We start from the raw sequence: 17,908 nt of genomic DNA on the forward strand, positions 1-17,908 counted from the left end.
GCACAAGGGGTTGCCGGAAAGTTTCTGCGACATGAACGGTGAGGTCTTGGTCACACTTCGGTGAAGGTGCAGGTCACGCGTAGTCTGGGTTGTCGTGGCTGCTGTGAGGACTCCGAATCAATCCACGCCCGAACCTCCCGAGGGTGGTTCCGGCTCGTCGACCCCGCCTGCGGGCGGCCCGCGCCCGCCCGCGCTCTGGGTCGTGATCGCCGGGATCGGGCTCGAGGCGGTCGCGCTCGTCGTCGGCGCGCTGCTCGTCCTGGTCGAGCTCGTGTCGGGCCGGTCGTCGGCCGCGGGCGTCTCGATCTTCCTGGTCGTTTTCGCCCTCGGGGTCGCCGCCGTGCTCGGAGCGAGCGCGCGAGGGCTCCTGCGCGGGCAGCGCTGGTCCCGGTCCCCGGTGGCCACCTGGCAGCTGCTGCAGGTCGTCGTCGCGTTCAGCTGGCTCCAGGTGGAGGTCACGGCTCCCGGGATCGCGGTCCTGGTGCTCGCCGTGGTGGTGCTCGTGTGCCTCATGCTGCGTCCCGTCGTCGTCGCGACCACGCGCGACACGGCCCGCACCGAGGACTGACCGGGCGAGCAGGGAGCCGGCCGGCAGGCCGCTGCGTCCTCCTGGCGCCGAGTCACCCGGCGAACGCGACCTGCACGGGCACGAGCTCGCCCGGACGTACGGCCACCGCCCGGCCCGCCGGCCCGGTGCCGGGGTCGAGCACCTGGTCGAGCGACGCCCCGAACACGTCGGCGCTGCCGCGTTCGCCAGGACGCAGCACGAGCCCGCACCGCGCCGCGCGCACCTCGGCGAGCGGCCCGCGGTGAGCCGTCGCGGCGGCCACCGTCGACGCGGAGGCCAGGAGCACGACGCCTGCCCGCACGAGTTCCGTGAGGACCTCGACCTCGAGCAGGCACGCCTGCTGGAGGACGTCGAGGTCGTCGACGACCACGACGTCCCCCCGGGCCGGAGGGGCGGTGGCGAGCAGCTTCAGCGCCTCGGCCGCCTCGAACGGTGAGAAGCTGCTCGCGGCCACGACGTGGCCCGCGCCGGCGTGCGTGTCCGCGAGGTGCGTGAGACGCGGGTCGCGCGAGAGCACCGCCCGCACCCGGCCCGTCGGCAGCACGTACCCGAGCAGAAGGAGCAACGCTCTGCTCCGCCCGCTGCCCCCCGGGCCGACGACGAGCGCGCCGGCACACAGGTCGAGGCGCACGGGGGTCGCCGCGTCACCTCCGATCCCGACCGGCACGGCCCGGAGCGGGACCTCGCCGGGGCCGGGGAGGTCTGCCGGCGCCACGAGGCGCGGCAGGGGTGCGAGCCGGACCGGGGCCGGTCGGCCGTCGTCACGGGACGGGCTGTCCGAGAGGGCGCCCCGTCCCGGTACCGGTGAGGCGTCGACCACGACCTGGCACTCGACGGGCTCGCCGGACCCGAGCCAGACGCCGCGCCCGGCTCGCCCACCGCGCCCTGCGAGCCGCGAGGGCACGCCGTGCGCGACGTCGTCGTGCACGGCGCTCGAGGCCAGCACGAGCCGCGGCCCGACGCGGTGCGCGAGCCCGCCCAGCCCCGGCGTCTGCCCCGAGAGCGCGACGTGCACGCCGCGCGACGCCCCTTCACCGAGGAGGCGCCCCAGGAGGTCGGTCCCCGCACCGCCCGCCAGGAGCCCGAGCGCGGCGCGCAGGTCCTCGATCCCGTCGAGCAGCACGAGCGTGGGCTCGCGGCCCGCCCGGCCGAGCAGGAGGTCGACGAGCCGTGCGACCCGGCGCGGGTCGTGCTGGTCGACGACGGTCCCGCAGCCTGCGTGCGCTCGCAGCCCGGGTCCGGTGAGCGTGGGATCCTCGGCGACGACGTGCACGTCCCACCCCCGGTCGAGCGCCGCGACGGCGAGCGCCCGCAGTGCGGTGGTCCGGCCCGAGCGTGGGCGGCCGACGACCGCGAGGTGGCCGTCGCCGACGTCCCACGTCACGACGCCGCGGCGCTGCTCGGCGGGCAGGTCGGAGAGGGCGAGGGGAAGGCGGCCCTGCACGTCGCCGGGGGCGGTACCTGCTCCCGGGAGGTCCGACGGCGTCACGCGCCCCGGCAGGCCCGGGAGCCACGGTGCGGGGAAGGGAACGTGCCCCGCGAGCGCCGCGGCCTCGCGGGCCGCCGCGACGAGGACCGTCACCTGGTCGAGGACGTCCGGTGCGTGTCCGCCCGGGGAGACGGGGGCGGCGCCCCACCGTGGAGCGGCACGCACGGCGTCCGTCCCCCGCGGGGCGGGCGCGGCCGCGTGGGCGCACTGGAACGCGAAGGGTTCACCGTCGCCGCGGCGCAGGACCGCCTGCCCGGGACGGTCGACCGGTATCCGCGCCGCGTGCGGGGCGTCGATCACGTCGTGCGAGTCGCCCGCGTCGATCTGCCGCAGCGCGATCCGCAGCGAGATGTTGGCGCGCATGTCCGCGGTGACCGCACCGGCCGGCCGCTGGGTGGCCAGGACGAGGTGGACCCCGAGCGACCGGCCCTGGGACGCGAGGCGCAGGAGCCCGGGCAGGAAGTCGGGCAGGTCGTCGGCGAGCGCCCGGAACTCGTCGACGACCACGAGCAGCCGGGGCAGGACGCCCGGGGGAAGATCGTCGAGGCAGGTGGCGCCCGCGCCTGCGACCACGTGCTCGCGACGACGCAGCTCGGCGCGGAGCCCGGCGAGCGCCCTGCCCGCCAGGCCGGGCTCGAGGTCGGTGACCTGCCCCACGACGTGCGGGAGCCCGACGCACCCGCCGAAGCTCGCGCCGCCCTTGTAGTCGACGAGCGCGATGGCGAGGTCGCGCGGGGACGTGGTGAGGGCCAGCCCCAGGACGAGCGACTGGAGCAGCTCGGACTTGCCCGCGCCCGTGGTCCCGGCGACCAGCGCGTGCGGGCCGTCCCGCACGACGTCGACCACGACCGGAAGTCCGTGCGCGTCGAGACCGAGGGGGACCGGCAGGCCTGGCGTCGTCGGCGCGCCTCGGGAGGATGCCTCCCACCGGTGGGCGACACGGGTCGCGAGCGAGCAGCGGACGTCGGCCGAGGGAACGACGGCGTCGCTGGTGCCGAGCCCGAGGAGTGCCGCGAGCGACGCCGCAGCGGGAAGCCCGGGGGCGACAGGGTCGGACGGCTCGCCCGCGGCCGGGTCGCCCGTGCCGGCGGGCCAGCGCCCGAGCCGGGCCGCCGCGGCGAGGTGCCGGGCGTAGCGCTCGGACCAGGCGGAGGTGACGCCGACGGCGGGGGCGGGACGGGTGCTCCCGTCCGCGAGGTGCCATCGGCCGTTCGTGGCGTCGAGGGCGGTCCGGCACCATGCGGGTACGGCACCCGGACCGCTGGCGAGCAGGATCAGCCGTTCGTGCGGGCCTCGTGCGGCCCACCACCGGTCGAGGTCCTGGGCTCCCACCGGTGGCCCTTCGTGCCCCGCCGGGGAGACGTCCACGAGGAGCACCCGGTCGGCCGCGGACGCCCCCGGGGAGGCTTCTCGGCTCCGGCGCGACCGGGGGAGCCAGCGCAGCCACGCCCACTCGTGCGCATCCTCGTCGGCGTGCACGGCCTCGGCCGTGGCGCCCGAGGCGACCTGGGCCAGGAGGAGCGTGCGCGCCGCGGCGAGCCGGTCCGCCCGCTGCCCGACGACGGCCACGCACCCGTCGGGGAGCCGTGCCCCCGGGGCGTGGGGTCGCGCGGGCAGGGGGTCGGCCCAGGGGGCCGGGCCGGTCCCGGTGGCTGCCCTCGGCACGCGCGACGGGTCCGGGGCAGCCCGGTGGACCGCGACCACGGCCGTCATGAGGTCCGCCGGGCTCGGGGCCGGTGGATCGCCGTCCGCGGGCTCGGACGCCGCGAGGGGGACGCGGTCCGTGCCCGCGACTCCACGCGCCGCAGCGCCTCGGGGCGCCTCGGTCGGTGCGAGGGCGCCGCCCGGGTCACCACCCGTACGCCCGACCCGACCGGCGCCCGGGCCGGGCCTGTCCTGCCTGCGCGAGCGACGCCGTCGGGCAGCGACGAGGAGCGGGACCACGAGCGTGAGCGGACCGAGCAGGGCGAGGAGCGCGAGCACGGGTTGGCGCAGCGTGGCCGCGAGCGCGAGCGATCCGACCGCAGGGGTGAGCGCCATGGCGACCGACTGACCGCTGAGGCCCGGGCCGCCGGCCCGTACCGGGACGGGGAGGGGCAGCGCACTCGTGACGGCCCACTCCTCGAGGCGGGGACGCCGCCGCAGGTCGTAGACGGCACCGCCCACGTGCAGGACCCTGCCCGCGGGCCAGGAGCGAGGACGAGCGCCCCGGACCCGGCGCGGACGCGCACCAGGGGACTCCCACGTGCCGTGGGCGCCGCGGACCGCGACCCGGACCGGCCCGCCCTGCCCTCCCCGCCCGGACCGCCGGTTCCACCGGACCCACGGGAATCCCCGGACTCGTCCTGTCCGCCGCTCTCCGGCCGTGACCACGACCGTCGCTCCTCCAGGGCCCGCGGCCGCCAGCACGAGCCCGGATGCCTCCGGCACGGCGTGCAGCCCGCCGCTCCCCGGACCCGAGAGGACCGCGACGTGCCAGGGGGCGCGCAGCGCCGCGGCCTCGGGGTCCCGCTCCGTGGCGCTCGCGGCCGGACCCGTCCCGGGCAGGAGTGCGTGCAGGGTCGCCCCCGGGAGCAGGGGGCGGGTGCCGACGAGGTGGTCGTCGTGCACGAGCACCCCGTCGGCCGCGAGCGGTGCAGCCAGCAGCTCGGGTCTGCGCGCGAGGCGCGCGAGGTCAGCCCGGAGGTCGCCCAGGCGGGCGCCGGGCTCGAGCAGGACGTCGAGGCCGGGGTGGAGGGTCATGCGCACGACCCGATCCTGGTGCCGGGACGGGTGTCCCCGCAGACGACGACGGCGCGCCTGTGGACGAGGTGGTCGTCCACAGGCGCGCCGTCGGGCGTCGAGCCTTGCCGCGGGTCAGTCGACCGCGAGCGCCTCCACGGGAGAGGTGCGGGCTGCCGAGCGGCCGGGGATCACCGACGCCAGGAGACCGGCGACGAGGGCCACGACCAGGACCAGGGCGACGTCGCGCCACGGCACGGCGAGCGTCACGTCGCCCATCACGGCCAGGGCCGCGGACGCGCCCGCCCAGCCGTACGCGATCCCGAGCAGGATGCCCAGCACCGCACCGACCCCCGCGATGAGCATGCCCTCGATCGCGAGCATCCAGCGCAGCTGGGACCGGCTCAGGCCGATGGCCCGCAGGGTCGCGGACTCCCGACGGCGCTCGATGACCGAGAGCGACAGCGTGTTCGCCACGCCGATGAGGGCGATGACGACCGCGACCGCGAGGAGCCCGACGATGACGCCGAGGATCGTGTCGACGACCTTCTGGTACATCGCTCGCTCGACCGCGGCCCCCGTGACGTCGATCGGGAGGTCGGTCTCCGCGAGCGCGTCCTGGAGGGCGGGCACCACGGACGCGGCGTCGTTGACGTCGGCCAGGCCGACCCAGGCGCTCGTGACGGGTGTCCCCGTCGCGACGCCCTCGAGCGTCTGCGGCGTGACGAGAAGGGCACGTCCACCCATCGGGGTCACGAGCGCCTCGAGGGTCGCGGGCGTCCCCTGGGGGTTCGCGTCCTCGGGGAGCGGTGCGGCGGCCAGCTCGAGCTCGTCGCCCGTCGAGATGCCCCAGTCCTCGGCGACCCCTGCCGGGACGACGACGGTGCCCGGGGCCAGGCCCTCGACCGCCTTCTCGTCGCGCACGAGCGCGGCCGCCGCGCCGGGGTCGACCCCGCGTGCGAGGAACGTGACGTCGTTGCCGTCGAGATCGACCGTGACCGACGTCGCGGTCAGCGGGACGACGGACTCGACGCCGTCGACCTTCTCGGCCGTGCCGATCGTCGACTGCGGGAGCGCGACGGGCTGGTTGCCGCCGTACTCGTCGTAGCCGTCGGTCGCGAGCGAGACGTCCACGGGGTAGCGACCGTCGAGCTCGTTGTTCATGCTCATCCGGGCGCTCACCGCCCCGGTCGACATCATGGCCACGAGCGTCACGCCGATGAGGAGCGCGGTGCTCGTCGCGGCGGTGCGGCGCGGGTTGCGCAGGGTGTTCGCGGCCGCGAGCTTGGCCGTGCTGCCGGAGCCCGTCAGGACCTTGCCCACGAGGCTCACGACCTTGGGGAGCCAGAAGATCGCTCCCACGAGGACGCCCACGAACGAGGCCGCGCCACCGGCGGTCGCGGCGAGCAGGCCCGCCTCCGCGCTGCCCTGCTGCCCCAGGAGGACTCCCAGGACCAGGAGGCCCGCACCTCCGACGACGAGGATCGACGAGATCGCGAGGCGGACGCGTCCTGCTCCCGACGTGAGGGTCGGCGCGTCGGAGGGACGCAGCGCGGCGAGCGGCGCGACCCGGGTCGCGGCACGCGCCGGCGAGAACGACGCGACGAGCGTCACGATGGTCCCCACGAGCAGCGGGACGAGGACCGCGACGGGCGTCACCTGGACGACCGAGGGCAGCGGGATGCCGAGGTCCATGCTGCCCGCGACGGTCAGCGCGAGCTGGACGAGCCCGATGCCGAACAGGATGCCGGCGACCGAGGCGACCAGGCCCAGGATCACGGCCTCGAGCAGGACCGAGCGGGCCAGCTGCTTGCGGTCGGCACCCACGCAGCGCAGGAGCGCGAGCGTCCGGGTGCGCTGGGCGACGAGCACCTGGAAGGTGTTCGCGATGACCAGGGCCGCGACGAGCAGCGCGATCGCCGCGAACGTGAGGATCACGTAGGTGAAGACGTCCTCGCCGCCCGTCATCTGGGCGGCCTGCTCCTTGGCGTACTCGGCGCTCGTCCAGACCTTGGTGTCTCCCCCGAGCGAGCCCGTGACGCTCGACCGGACGGCTTCGAGGTCGGCACCGGGCGCCAGGGCGACCAGCACCGCGTTGTACGCGGTCGCGGACTCGCCCGGGACGAAGCTCTCTGCCTCCCAGGCGGTCAGGTCCTCGTCCGACAGGACGCCCGCGCCACCCACCTGGGCGTAGGCGCCCATCGGGTCGTCGAGGGTCCCGACGAGGGTCAGCTTCTCGTTCGTGTCGACGAAGGTGCCCGCGGGCTCCTCCTCGACGGGGGCGTCCTGGTCGGTGGGCGCGGTCTCGCTGCCCGCCTCGTCGGTCGCCCCGTCGGCGGGCGTGGTCTCCTCGGGGGTGGCGGTCTCGCCGTCCGTCGCATCAGTCGGTGCGCCCTGCTCGGTGGCCGCGCCCTCGGCGTTCGGCGTCCACACCGAGCGCACGACGGTCACGGTGTCGCCGAGCCCGAGCCCGAGCCGCTCGGCGACGTCGGACGGCAGCGCGATCTGGCCCGAGCGTGCGGGCATCGCACCCTCGACGAGCTCCTGGGCCTCGAAGCGCGGGTCCGAAGCGGTCGGGACGACGACCTGGTAGGTGCGCTTGCCCCCCGAGACGAGCTCGAAGGCCCGCAGGACCTGCGGGTCGGCGGCCTCGACGCCCTCGGTCCCGCGGATCTCCGCGACCCCTGCCTGGTCGATGCCGGCGTTGCTCGCGACCACGAGGTCCGAGTCGGCGAACTGCGCGGCGATCGAGTCGGTCGTGATGCGGTTGATGACGGTTCCCGCGAGCAGGGTCGCGGTGAGGAACGCGGTCCCGATGAGGATCGCGATGCCGGCGGCGCTCAGCCGCCCGATGCTGCGGCGCATCTGCGCCAGGGTGAGCCGGACCATCAGGCGCGCACCGCCGTCGGACCGGTGGTGCCGGCGAGCGCGTCCGCGGGGTCGCTCTCGAGCGTGCGCAGCGCGTCGAGCCCGGCGAGGACCGACTCGGGGGTCGGGTTGTCGATGTCTCCCGCGATGCGGCCGTCGGCGATGAGGATGACGCGGTCGGCGTAGGCGGCGGCCGTGGGGTCGTGCGTGACCATGATGATGGTCCGGCCGAGCTCGCGCACCGAGCGGCGCAGGAAGCTCAGGACCTCGGCGCCCGAGCGCGAGTCCAGGTTGCCCGTGGGCTCGTCCGCGAAGACGACCTCGGGCTTGGCGATGAGCGCGCGGGCGATGGCCACGCGCTGCTGCTGCCCGCCCGAGAGCTCGCTGGGGCGGTGCGTGAGGCGCGCGCCCAGGCCCAGGGTCTGGACGAGCGTCGCGAGCCACTCCTTGGTCTCGGCGTCGACCTTGCGTCCTGCCAGCTCGATCGGCAGCGTGATGTTCTGCTCGGCCGTGAACATGGGCAGCAGGTTGAACGACTGGAAGACGAAGCCGACACGGTCGCGGCGCAGCCTGGTCAGCTCGTTGTCGCCCAGGGCGGTGATCTCGGTGTCGCCGATGAAGCCCTGGCCGCTCGAGGCGGTGTCGAGCCCGGCGAGCAGGTGCATGAGCGTGGACTTGCCCGAGCCCGAGGGGCCCATGATCGCGGTGAACGCGCCCTTCTCGAAGTCCACGTCGACGCCGTCGAGGGCGCGCACGGTCGCCTCGCCCTTGCCGTACAGCTTGGTCAGGGACCGGGCGCGCACGGCGGGCGTGCCTTGCGCCGGAGGGGTGCCGGGGATGGGCTGGTACACGGTGGTGTCCACGTCTGCTCCAGGAGAGTTCGTCGTCGGTCTGCGCCGGTCCTGGGCGGGGGCGCGCAGGGCGCCCGGGCCCGGGACCGAGGGGTGCGGGAGAGGGCGCGAGGCCCTCGTTCCCACCTGATGACGACACTAGGAGCCGGGGTGGTGGTCGTGCGTCCGGCGAGGGGCGGGTCCTCGGGACGCGGGACGTCATCCCGTGGTCGTACACCGACCGGGGGGAACCCCTACCGGCGAGGTGCCCGACGGCGTCACGCGCCCGGGCGCACGAGTCCCGTCTCGTACGCGGTCACCACGGCCTGGACGCGGTCGCGCGCCCCGAGCTTGGCGAGGATGCGTCCGACATGGGTCTTGACCGTGGCCTCGGCGACGAACAGGTCGCTCGCGATCTCGTTGTTCGAGCGGCCGCGGGCCATGAGGACGAGGACCTCGCGCTCACGCTCGGTGAGGGAGGAGATCTGCTCCTGCGCACCCGTGTCGACGAGCTGCTCGGCGGGCAGGGCCACGACCAGGTGCTCGAGGAGCCGGCGCGTCGACGACGGGGCGATCACCGCGTCGCCCGAGTGCACGGTACGGATCGCGGCGAGCATCTCCTCGGGCGGGGCGTCCTTCAGGAGGAACCCGCTGGCCCCGGACCGGATGGCCTCGAGCACGTACTCGTCGAGGTCGAACGTCGTGAGCACGATGACCCGGGGCACGTGGTGGCCCTCGGCCGCCGCGGCCGTGAGCTGGGCCGTGGCCGAGAGCCCGTCGAGGTGCGGCATGCGCACGTCCATGAGCACGACGTCGACCGGGTGGTCCGCGAGGAGCCGCAGGGCCTGGAGCCCGTCGCCCGCCTCGACCGTGACCTGGAGGTCGGGCTGGGAGTCGATGACCATCCGGAACCCGGCGCGCACGAGCTGCTGGTCGTCGACGAGCGCGACCCGGATGGGGTCCTGCGCGGGGAGGTCGGGCGTGAAGAAGGTGGAGGTCATGGTTCCTGGGGATCGTCGGGTGCGGGTGCGGGTACAGGGGGTGCTGCCGTGCCGGGCGTGCCGGGCGTCTGCTGCCCCATCCTGCCCGACGCCGGTGCGGGCGGCGCCGGGACGGGGGGAGCGGCGCCGTCGAGCCGGGGGATGGGCATGGTGAACCGGACGCGGAACCCGCCGCCGGGGCGCGGACCCGTGGTCACCGCGCCGCCGAAGATCACCGCGCGCTCGCGCATCCCGAGCAGGCCGTAGCCGGGGGAGTGCGTACCGTCGGCCGACGCCCCGCGGCCGTCGTCGTCGACCGCGAGCTGGAGAGTGTCGACGCCCCAGGTCACGACGACCGTGACGGTCGGGTCGGGGCCCGCGTGCTTGAGGATGTTGGTGAGCGCCTCCTGGCACACGCGGTAGACGGTCAGACCCGCCCCCGGGGGCAGCGGGCGCGGGGTGCCCATGCGGACGAGCGAGATGCGCATGCCGCTGTCGCGGACCTGCGAGACGAGGGACTCGAGGTCGGCGGAGTCGGGCTGGGGCGTGAGCTCGACGCGTCGCACGGAACCCGTGGCGGTCGGCACGGGGCCGGTCGTCGGGCCGGCCGTGCGGGGTACGGTCGCCGTGCCCGTTGCGTCGTTCGTCCGGGCCTCGTCGAGGACCTGTCGGGGCCGGTTGTTGAGCCCGGGGGCGTGCGTGAGCTGTGCGGGACGACCCGAGCCGGCGACCGCGTCGCGGTCGTCGGTGCGCAGGACGCCCAGGAGCCGGCGCATGTCCGCGAGGGCCGCACGACCGGTGTCCGAGACCGTGGCCAGCGCACGCGTGGCCGCCGCGGGGTCGGTGGCTCCCGCGTACCGGCCGCCGTCGGCCTGGGCGATGATGACCGACAGCGAGTGGGCCACGATGTCGTGCATCTCGCGGGCGATGCGCGAGCGCTCGGCGGCCGTCGCGATCTGCGCCTGCTGGTCGCGCTCGACCTCGAGACGCTCGGCGCGGTCGACCAGGGCGTTGATGGTCTCGCGCCGTGAGCGGCGCACCAGACCGAAGGCCCAGACGGCCAGGAACATCATCGTGGAGAACATCGCCGTGAAGACGAACACCCCCGCCGCCTCGGCGGCGCTGCTGGCGTTGACGGCGAGCCTCAGCCCCAGCACGAGCGACCCGGCGGCCGACGAGATCATCGCGGTGCGGTGGGCCCAGCGGGGGCCGTAGACCGTCACGGAGAACAGCGAGATCAGCAGGAGGAAGTCGGAGGGCAGGAAGATGATCCCGACGAGCAGGTGGAGCAGCGCGACCGCGTAGACCGTGACCGCCGATGCGACGGGGCGGACGCGCCGCCAGGGGAGCGGGGCGAGCATGCCGATCGTGAAGAGCGTCGAGAGCGTCGACCCGCCCGTGACGGAGGACCCGTAGGCGAGCGCGAACGGGATGAACACGAGCGCGACGACGACCGTGCTCGTGAGGTCGACCGCGAACCGGTGCCGCTCCCACCACTTGCCCATGTTCTCGTACCAACCCATGCCTGCCAGCGTAGGTGGCGGGCTCGGGGCGACGCGTCCACCTCCGGACGGACGGGACGCGCGACCGTGGGGGGACCCGCGGCGGGTGTGCGGCCGGCGAGCTGGGGGGACGACGCCGGGGGCGGGGTCCGGGCCGTGGCAGCGGGCGGGCGCAGGCGCCGGCGGACGGTGCGGACCGGGACAGACCCGGGCAGAGCGGGACGCCGACTCCGGGGTGTCCAGCAGGTGTGTCACGAACGTCCCACGAGGCCTGATGGATAACGCCAAAGTTCTGCGAATGCCCTAGCATGATCGAATGACCCACGTACTGCTAGCGGAGGACGACCCGGCGATTGCCGAACCTTTGGCGCGTGCGCTGACGCGTGAGGGTTACAACGTAGTCGTGCATGGAACTGGTCAAGGAGCGATCGACGCCGCGAGCGGTGTCGACATCGTGGTCCTGGATCTGGGCCTCCCGGACATGGACGGCCTCGACGTCGCACGTGAGATTCGCAACAAGGGTCTGACGACGCCGGTCCTGGTCCTGACCGCGCGCGCCGACGAGGTCGACCTGGTGGTCGGCCTCGACGCCGGCGCCGACGACTACGTGACCAAGCCGTTCCGCCTGGCCGAGCTTCTCGCCCGCGTCCGGGCGCTGTTGCGTCGTACGCACGGCGACCCGACCGACGAGGAAGAGCTGGTCGCCCAGGACGTCCGCATCGACGTCGCGGCGCACCGCGCTTTCCAGGGCGACCGTGAGCTGCACCTGACGACCAAGGAGTTCGAGCTCCTGCGCGTCCTCATCGCGAGCGCCGGTTCCGTCGTGGTGCGCGACACCCTCATGCGCGACGTGTGGGGCTCGGAGCCCGTCGGCTCGACCAAGACCCTCGACATGCACGTGTCCTGGCTGCGTCGCAAGCTCGGGGACGACGCCAACTCGCCGCGCTACGTCTCCACGGTGCGAGGCCTCGGCTTCCGCTTCGAGACCGGCGAGGGCTGATCCCCCGACGGGGCTGAGCGAAGGGTCGGGGAGCGTGCGTCGACGCGTGCTGCAGGCGACGGTCGCGGCCGTCGCCGTCGCCGTGCTCCTGCTCGGCTTCCCGCTCGCGTTCCTCGGGGCGCAGTTCGTCCTGGCCAACGAGATGGCCCAGCTCCAGGGGCGGGTGGACACCCTGGCGCGCAACATCGACAACCGGCTCGCGCAGAACGAGCCCATCCCGCAGTCGCTCCTCGACAGCGCGTCCGAGGGGCGGCCGGGCGAGCTGCCCGCGTACGTGTTCGTGAACCTTCCGGACGGTGAGCAGATGACCGCGGGCGAGGTCATCACAGGTCGGGCCAACGAGGCCGCCGACCGGACCGACCAGAACGCGACGGTCGCCCTCAGCACGTCGTTCGTCGACAGCTACTGGAATGCCGCCCAGATCGTCCTGCTCGTCGTGGCGGCATCGGTCGTGGCGTTCGCGGCCGGGATCGCCATGGCGGTGTGGCAGGCCAACCGGCTCTCCGCGCCGCTGGTCTACCTCGCGGCGTCGGCCGAGCAGCTCGGGTCGGGGCAGGTGCGCCCACGGCTCGAGCCCTCGGGTGTCGAGGAGATCGACCTCGTCGCGGCCGAGCTCGCGCGCAGCTCGGACCGGCTGGCGGGACGCCTCGCGGCCGAGCGGCAGTTCGCCTCCGACGCCTCGCACCAGCTCCGCACGCCGCTGACGGCGCTGAGCATGCGGCTCGAGGAGATCTCGATGGCCTCCGACGACCCGGCGGTCCAGGAGGAGGCCCGCATCTCGCTCGAGCAGGTCGAACGGCTCGTCACGGTGGTCGACGACCTGCTGACGCAGTCGCGGCGGGCGCAGGGTGGGACGACCGAGGCCGTCCGGCTCATCGAGGTCGTCCGGCAGCAGGAGGAGGAGTGGGTCCCGACGTTCGCCCAGGCGGGGCGCAAGCTCGTGGTCGACGTACCCGAGGGGTACCAGGTGCTCGCCACGCCCGGCGCGCTCGCGCAGGTCCTCGCGACGCTCATCGAGAACTCGCTCAAGCACGGTGCCGGCACCACGACGGTCCGTGCCCGTCCCAGCGGGACGAGCGGTGCTGTCGCGGTCGAGGTCGGTGACGAGGGTGAGGGCGTCTCGGACGAGATGGCCCCCCGTGTCTTCGAACGCGGCGCGACCTCGGGCGCTGGGACCGGCCTGGGGTTGGCGCTCGCACGTGACCTGGCCGCGGCCGACGGTGGCAGGCTCGAGCTCGCGCAGCGCCGTCCGCCGATCTTCGCGCTCTTCCTCGCAGGGGTCCCGCGGACGCTCGACCCGCGCGTCGTCCTGCCGACGGGGACGCTGATCTCCGCACGCGGCGGGCGTCGGCGTCGGCGGGGGCGCGGACCCGAGGTCGAGCCCCGCTAGGTGACCGGCCACCTGCTCCGGTGACCGGCCGGGCGTCCTGCCCGGTCAGGCTCCCGTGAAGACGAACCTGCGGTAGCTCACGTAGCGGAAGACGTTGGCCAGGGCGAGCCCGACGATGTTCGCCGAGACGTTCTCCGCGAGGGGGGACGTCAGGCCCAGGACGCTCGTCGAGAAGGCGAGGCACCCGAGGGAGATCGCCATGCCGACGGCGTTCACCAGCAGGAAGCCGACCAGCTCGCGCGTGCGCTGCGTGGTGCGCCGGTCGGAGAAGGTCCAGTAACGGCTGCCGAGCCACGAGACCAGGGTCGACACGACGACCGCTATGGCCTTGGCCTCGAGGGGGCTCGAGCTGAGCGCCTCCCAGGGGCCGAAGCGCAGGAGGTTGAAGACGCCGAGGTCGACGAAGAACGCGATCGTCCCGACGAAGCTGAAGCGGCCCAGCTCGAGGAGCCGTGCGGCGACGCGGGCGCGGCGCAGCGCACCGCGGGCGAGGCCGTCGGCCGTCGCGCGGGCGGACCTGACCTCGCGGGCGGTGGACGGCCGGGTGGGATCGAGCGCGAGCTCGTCGACCTGGCTGGACATGATGGGCAGGGTACGCGGTCGACCTGGGAACGATTGCCAGGAGCAACTGATCGTTTGGGACCGGTCGGCCGGGGGCGTGCCGAGCGACTACCCTCGGTACACGTGTCAGCACCAGTGATCGCCGTTGTCGGAGGCGGGCAGCTCGCCCGCATGATGGCCCCTGCGGCCGGTGAGCTCGGAGTGCACCTGCGGGTGCTCGTCGAGGCTCCCGGGTCGTCGGCGGCCCAGGTCGTGACCGATGCCCCCGTGGGCGCGGCCGGGGACGAGGCCGCCGTGCGCGAGCTCATCGCCCCGACCGACGGGCGCCCCCCCGCGGACGTCCTCACGTTCGAGCACGAGCACGTACCCAACGACCTGCTCGCCGACCTCATCGCGCACGGCACCCCGGTGCGCCCCGCACCGCACGCGCTGGTCCAGGCGCAGGACAAGATCGTCATGCGCCGGCGGCTCACCCAACTCGGGGCTCCGTGCCCGCGCTGGGCACCGCTGCCCGTCGACCCCGAGCAGGGCCACGCGAGGCTCGTCGAGTTCCTCGCAGAGGTCGGGGGACAGGCCGTGGTCAAGACCTCGCGCGGTGGGTACGACGGCAAGGGCGTGCGCGTCGTGTCGTCCGCCGACGAGGCCGCTGACTGGCTCGCGGCGGCCGCCGCGGGCGGACCGCAGCTCCTCGTCGAGGAGAAGGTCCCCTTCACGCGTGAGCTCGCGGTCCTGGTCGCCCGCCGCCCGAGCGGCGAGGTCCGCACCTGGCCCGTGGTCGAGTCGATCCAGCGCGACGGCGTGTGCTCCGAGGTCGTGGCGCCCGCGCCCGACCTCACCGACACCGAGGCCGAGGAGGCCCGGACCGCCGCGATCGCGATCGCCGAGGGGCTCGACGTGACGGGCGTGCTCGCGGTCGAGATGTTCGAGGTCCTCGAGAGCACGGGCGACGGCCGCCCGGTGCGCCGTGTCCTGGTCAACGAGCTCGCGATGCGCCCGCACAACTCGGGGCACTGGACCATCGACGGCTCGGTCACGAGCCAGTTCGAGCAGCACCTGCGCGCCGTGCTCGACCTGCCGCTGGGCGACACGTCGCCCACCGCCCCGTGGACCGTCATGGCCAACGTGCTGGGGTCGAGCCTGCCCCGGCTGACCGACGCGCTGCCCGCGGTCCTGGGGGCGTTCCCCGACGCGCGCGTCAACCTGTACGGCAAGGACGTGCGCCCCGGCCGCAAGCTCGCCCACGTGAACGTGAGCGGCCATGACCTGGTCGAGGTCCGCCGTCGGGCACTGGGCGCCGCCGCGCTGCTGCGCGGCGAACCCCTCCCCGCGGACCCCGCCACCGACGAGACGAAGGCCTGAGACATGACCGAGAACACAGTGACAGGCACGAGCCCCACGACCGACAGCCCCGTCGTGGGGATCGTGATGGGTTCCGACTCGGACTGGCCCGTCATGCAGGAGGCCGCGAACGCGCTGCGCGAGTTCGGCGTCGCGATCGAGGTCGACGTCGTCTCGGCCCACCGCATGCCCACCGAGATGATCGACTACGGGCGCAGCGCGGCCGCGCGCGGCCTGCGGGTCGTCATCGCGGGCGCCGGGGGCGCAGCGCACCTGCCGGGCATGCTGGCGGCCGTGACACCCCTGCCGGTCATCGGGGTGCCCGTGCCCCTGCGCTACCTCGACGGCATGGACTCGCTCCTGTCGATCGTGCAGATGCCCGCCGGCGTGCCCGTCGCGACCGTCTCGATCGGGGGCGCGCGCAACGCAGGCCTGCTGGCCGCGCGCATCCTGGCGTCCGGCACCGACGACGACGCCGCGCACCTGCGCGAGAAGATGGTCGCCTTCCAGGAGGGGCTGAGCGAGCAGGCGCACGCCAAGGGCGCCGCGCTGCGCGCCTCGGTCGCCGGGGAGCGTCGGACGGGGTTCGGGGCGTAGAGGGACCGTTCCGGGCGGCAGCGGGGCTCCCGAGCCGTGGGAGTCCCGCTGCCTCCGATCGACGCGGCCGCCGGGAGCCTGCCGCCTAGGACTGCGGCAGCCCGCCCACGACACCCGCGGGCAGCTTGCCGTCGCGGATGTCGGCCCAGAAGGCAGGGCTGAGGTCGGGGTCGAGCTGCACCGTGGACCCCACCCCGCCCGGTCGGTAGTCCGGGTTGGAGATCGGGGGAGTACCCGTGATGCCGTCGGGACCGTTGGCAGCACGGAAGGCCAGGGCGAGCTTGCCGAGGTCGATGATCCCCGTCTTCTCGTCGACCTCGATCGCACCGAGGCCCGCGCCGATCAACGACACCTGGTCGCCGGGCTTGACGAGGAGGCTCGCATCGACGGCCTTCTGGCTCACGGCGGCGATGACCTGTCGCTGACGTTCACCACGACCGATGTCCCCCTTGGGGTCCGCATAGCGCATGCGTGCGAAGGCGAGGGCAGTCGTCCCGTCCGCCTCGTGGCACCCGGCGGCCCAGACGAGCCCGCTGTTGGGGTCGTTGACGTCGTAGTCGAGGCACAGGTCGACGCCGCCCACCGCGTTGACGACGTTCGAGACCCCGCCGAGTCCGATCTCGACGTAGTGGTCCACCGTCAGACCGGTCAAGCCCTCGACGGTCTGGACGAGCAGAGGAGCGCCACCCCACGAGTAGGCGGCGTTGAGCTTCGCGGGTCCCTTGCCGGGGACGTCGACGAAGGTGTCGCGGGGCAGGCTGATGAGCGCGGCGGGGCCGCTCGACGGCTTGTGCAGGAGCATGATGGTGTCCGTTCGGGCACCCTCCGTCCCGTCCTCGGCGATCCCGTCGCCACCGCGGGCGTCCGACCCTGCCAGGAGGTAGGTCGAGCCCGCGGTACCGGGCGCACCGGAGAGCGCGTCGACGTGCTGGATCTTGCCGTTGGCCCACACGAGCAGTCCGACCGGCCACGCGAGGAGCAGGACGAGGGCGAAGACCCCGACGACCGCGGCGAGGCGTCCCTTGCGCAGACGGAAGCCCGATCCACCACGGGAGGCCGACGGCCGGTCGAGCGGCGGACGCGCTCCCGGTGGTGAGCCAGCTCCGGTGCGAGGAGAGGGCGAGCCGGGGGCGCGGCTGCTGCGCACAGCGGCTGCGGAGGCACCACGCGCGGGCCGGTCCTGCGTCGCGGGGCGTGGTCGCTGCGTCTGCTGGGCAGCACCCGGACGTCCCGCCGTTCCCCCGGTACCTTGCTGCTGTGCCCCCACGGAGCGCACAGGCGCGCTCGGGGGGCGCTGCGTCCTCCCACGTGACGGTGCGAGCGACGGTGGGGCCTCGCCCCGAGCTGCGGACTGCTGCGGAGCCGATGCCCGCGGTCGCTCGGTCCTCGTCCCGACCGGACGCTCGGGCACAGCAGGTGGCGGGGTGCCCGGTCGCGACGGAGCGCTCTCCGGCGCGCGCGACGACTGCCGCTTGATCCGGGGTTCCGCGGCGAGCGGGACGTCCGGTGCGAGGGGCTCGGTCGGCTTCCGCGGGGCGGGTCGCGCACCGTCGGAGCCGACGGCGATCGCGTCACCCACGCTCGGGGGACGACCTGCTCGCCCTGACTGCGGCGTGAAGCTGGGTGGGCGGGTGCGACCCGAGGAGGACTCGTCGTGGGCCATGGGCTCAGCACCCCGCCGACGGGAGATCGTCGGGTAGGAGGAACCCTGCCCGATGAGGGCGTGGCCGGTGCGGGACCGTCATGGAGGAGATGTTGCCACCTTTGTGAGGATCTGCTGCGAAAGCGCGGCCGACGATCTCTGTACCGGTGCGCGGCGTGCCCGCAGGAGGGAGCTTCGCTGCTCGGTGGCCTGACGCGCACGTCGTCGGCTCCGGGGTCCACGCTGCCACGTCGGAGGAGCAGCGGCTACGAGGGGTCACGGTTCAAGAGCATAGGACGTCCGTCGGCGCCCTCGGCGGCGCGCCCGGGAGCACGACGTGGAGGTCTCGTAGAGACCCCTGCCCCTGGCGGAGGACTGTGCCCGGCGTACCGGCACGAAGGCAGTACGCCGGTGGCCGGCGC

At 74.4% G+C, this 17,908-nt stretch carries 12 protein-coding genes; 5 read left to right on the plus strand and 7 right to left on the minus strand.

The genetic code is table 11. The features are described from left to right. The first annotated feature begins 94 nt into the window (after nt 1-94). Complete coding sequence (locus ACFWFR_RS08890; protein WP_377622498.1) at nt 95-568, plus strand: hypothetical protein; 474 nt, start codon at nt 95-97, stop codon at nt 566-568. A 52-nt stretch (nt 569-620) separates the two neighbouring features. Here ACFWFR_RS08890 and ACFWFR_RS08895 read toward each other — a convergent pair whose 3' ends face one another. The 5 genes from ACFWFR_RS08895 to ACFWFR_RS08915 form a co-directional block, all read right to left on the minus strand. Continuing rightward, on the minus strand, nt 621-4,799 hold the full coding sequence (locus ACFWFR_RS08895; protein WP_377622510.1) for an FtsK/SpoIIIE domain-containing protein: 4,179 nt from the start codon (nt 4,797-4,799) through the stop codon (nt 621-623). A gap of 114 nt (nt 4,800-4,913) precedes the next feature. Further along, nucleotides 4,914-7,643, minus strand: a complete 2,730-nt coding sequence (locus ACFWFR_RS08900; protein ID WP_377622499.1) for an ABC transporter permease — start codon at nt 7,641-7,643, stop codon at nt 4,914-4,916. A 23-nt stretch (nt 7,644-7,666) separates the two neighbouring features. Further along, on the minus strand, nt 7,667-8,509 hold the full coding sequence (locus ACFWFR_RS08905; protein ID WP_377622501.1) for an ABC transporter ATP-binding protein: 843 nt from the start codon (nt 8,507-8,509) through the stop codon (nt 7,667-7,669). 245 nt (nt 8,510-8,754) lie between these two features. Next, the gene (locus ACFWFR_RS08910) at nt 8,755-9,477 is read right to left on the minus strand and encodes a response regulator transcription factor (RefSeq protein ID WP_191800187.1); all 723 of its coding nucleotides are present in this window, start codon (nt 9,475-9,477) and stop codon (nt 8,755-8,757) included. Continuing rightward, the gene (locus ACFWFR_RS08915) at nt 9,474-10,979 is read right to left on the minus strand and encodes a sensor histidine kinase (RefSeq protein WP_377622503.1); all 1,506 of its coding nucleotides are present in this window, start codon (nt 10,977-10,979) and stop codon (nt 9,474-9,476) included. Before ACFWFR_RS08915 ends, ACFWFR_RS08910 begins: the two co-directional genes overlap by 4 nt. Nucleotides 10,980-11,274: 295 nt before the next feature. Between ACFWFR_RS08915 and ACFWFR_RS08920 the strand changes: the two genes are divergently transcribed. Together ACFWFR_RS08920 and ACFWFR_RS08925 are read left to right on the plus strand one after the other, a co-directional pair. Next, nucleotides 11,275-11,958 carry a response regulator transcription factor gene (locus tag ACFWFR_RS08920; protein WP_056645940.1) on the plus strand — a complete coding sequence of 228 codons (684 nt, stop codon included), beginning with the start codon at nt 11,275-11,277 and terminating at the stop codon, nt 11,956-11,958. 34 nt (nt 11,959-11,992) lie between these two features. Further along, the gene (locus tag ACFWFR_RS08925; RefSeq protein WP_191800181.1) at nt 11,993-13,348 is read left to right on the plus strand and encodes an ATP-binding protein; all 1,356 of its coding nucleotides are present in this window, start codon (nt 11,993-11,995) and stop codon (nt 13,346-13,348) included. Between the two features lie 45 nt (nt 13,349-13,393). On the opposite strand, the gene ACFWFR_RS08930 is transcribed toward ACFWFR_RS08925, so the two are convergent. Continuing rightward, nucleotides 13,394-13,930 (minus strand): GtrA family protein, encoded by a 537-nt coding sequence (locus ACFWFR_RS08930; protein ID WP_191800180.1) that lies wholly within the window; start codon nt 13,928-13,930, stop codon nt 13,394-13,396. Nucleotides 13,931-14,032: 102 nt separating this feature from the next. On the opposite strand from ACFWFR_RS08930, the gene ACFWFR_RS08935 reads away from it, so the two are divergent. Both ACFWFR_RS08935 and purE read left to right on the plus strand, forming a co-directional pair. Further along, nucleotides 14,033-15,268 carry a 5-(carboxyamino)imidazole ribonucleotide synthase gene (locus tag ACFWFR_RS08935; protein ID WP_377622505.1) on the plus strand — a complete coding sequence of 412 codons (1,236 nt, stop codon included), beginning with the start codon at nt 14,033-14,035 and terminating at the stop codon, nt 15,266-15,268. Nucleotides 15,269-15,271: 3 nt separating this feature from the next. Then, complete coding sequence (gene purE / locus ACFWFR_RS08940) at nt 15,272-15,844, plus strand: 5-(carboxyamino)imidazole ribonucleotide mutase (protein ID WP_377622507.1); 573 nt, start codon at nt 15,272-15,274, stop codon at nt 15,842-15,844. Nucleotides 15,845-15,929: 85 nt separating this feature from the next. Here purE and ACFWFR_RS08945 read toward each other — a convergent pair whose 3' ends face one another. After that, a complete protein-coding gene (locus ACFWFR_RS08945) occupies nt 15,930-16,991 on the minus strand; it encodes an LCP family protein (RefSeq protein ID WP_377622509.1) in 1,062 nt (353 codons plus the stop codon). Nucleotides 16,992-17,908 lie beyond the last annotated feature (917 nt).

This window comes from Oerskovia sp. NPDC060287 (genome assembly GCF_042726775.1).
Taxonomy (GTDB): Bacteria; Actinomycetota; Actinomycetes; order Actinomycetales; family Cellulomonadaceae; genus Oerskovia; species Oerskovia merdavium.

Bases quoted from the DNA above. Each gene is read 5' to 3' on its own strand.
- ACFWFR_RS08895 (WP_377622510.1), bottom strand. From the start codon at position 4,799: ATGACCCTCCACCCCGGCCTCGACGTCCTGCTCGAGCCCGGCGCCCGC.
- ACFWFR_RS08900 (WP_377622499.1), bottom strand. From the start codon at position 7,643: ATGCGCCGCAGCATCGGGCGGCTGAGCGCCGCCGGCATCGCGATCCTC.
- ACFWFR_RS08920 (WP_056645940.1), top strand. From the start codon at position 11,275: ATGACCCACGTACTGCTAGCGGAGGACGACCCGGCGATTGCCGAACCT.
- ACFWFR_RS08915 (WP_377622503.1), bottom strand. From the start codon at position 10,979: ATGGGTTGGTACGAGAACATGGGCAAGTGGTGGGAGCGGCACCGGTTC.
- ACFWFR_RS08910 (WP_191800187.1), bottom strand. From the start codon at position 9,477: ATGACCTCCACCTTCTTCACGCCCGACCTCCCCGCGCAGGACCCCATC.
- purE (WP_377622507.1), top strand. From the start codon at position 15,272: ATGACCGAGAACACAGTGACAGGCACGAGCCCCACGACCGACAGCCCC.
- ACFWFR_RS08930 (WP_191800180.1), bottom strand. From the start codon at position 13,930: ATGTCCAGCCAGGTCGACGAGCTCGCGCTCGATCCCACCCGGCCGTCC.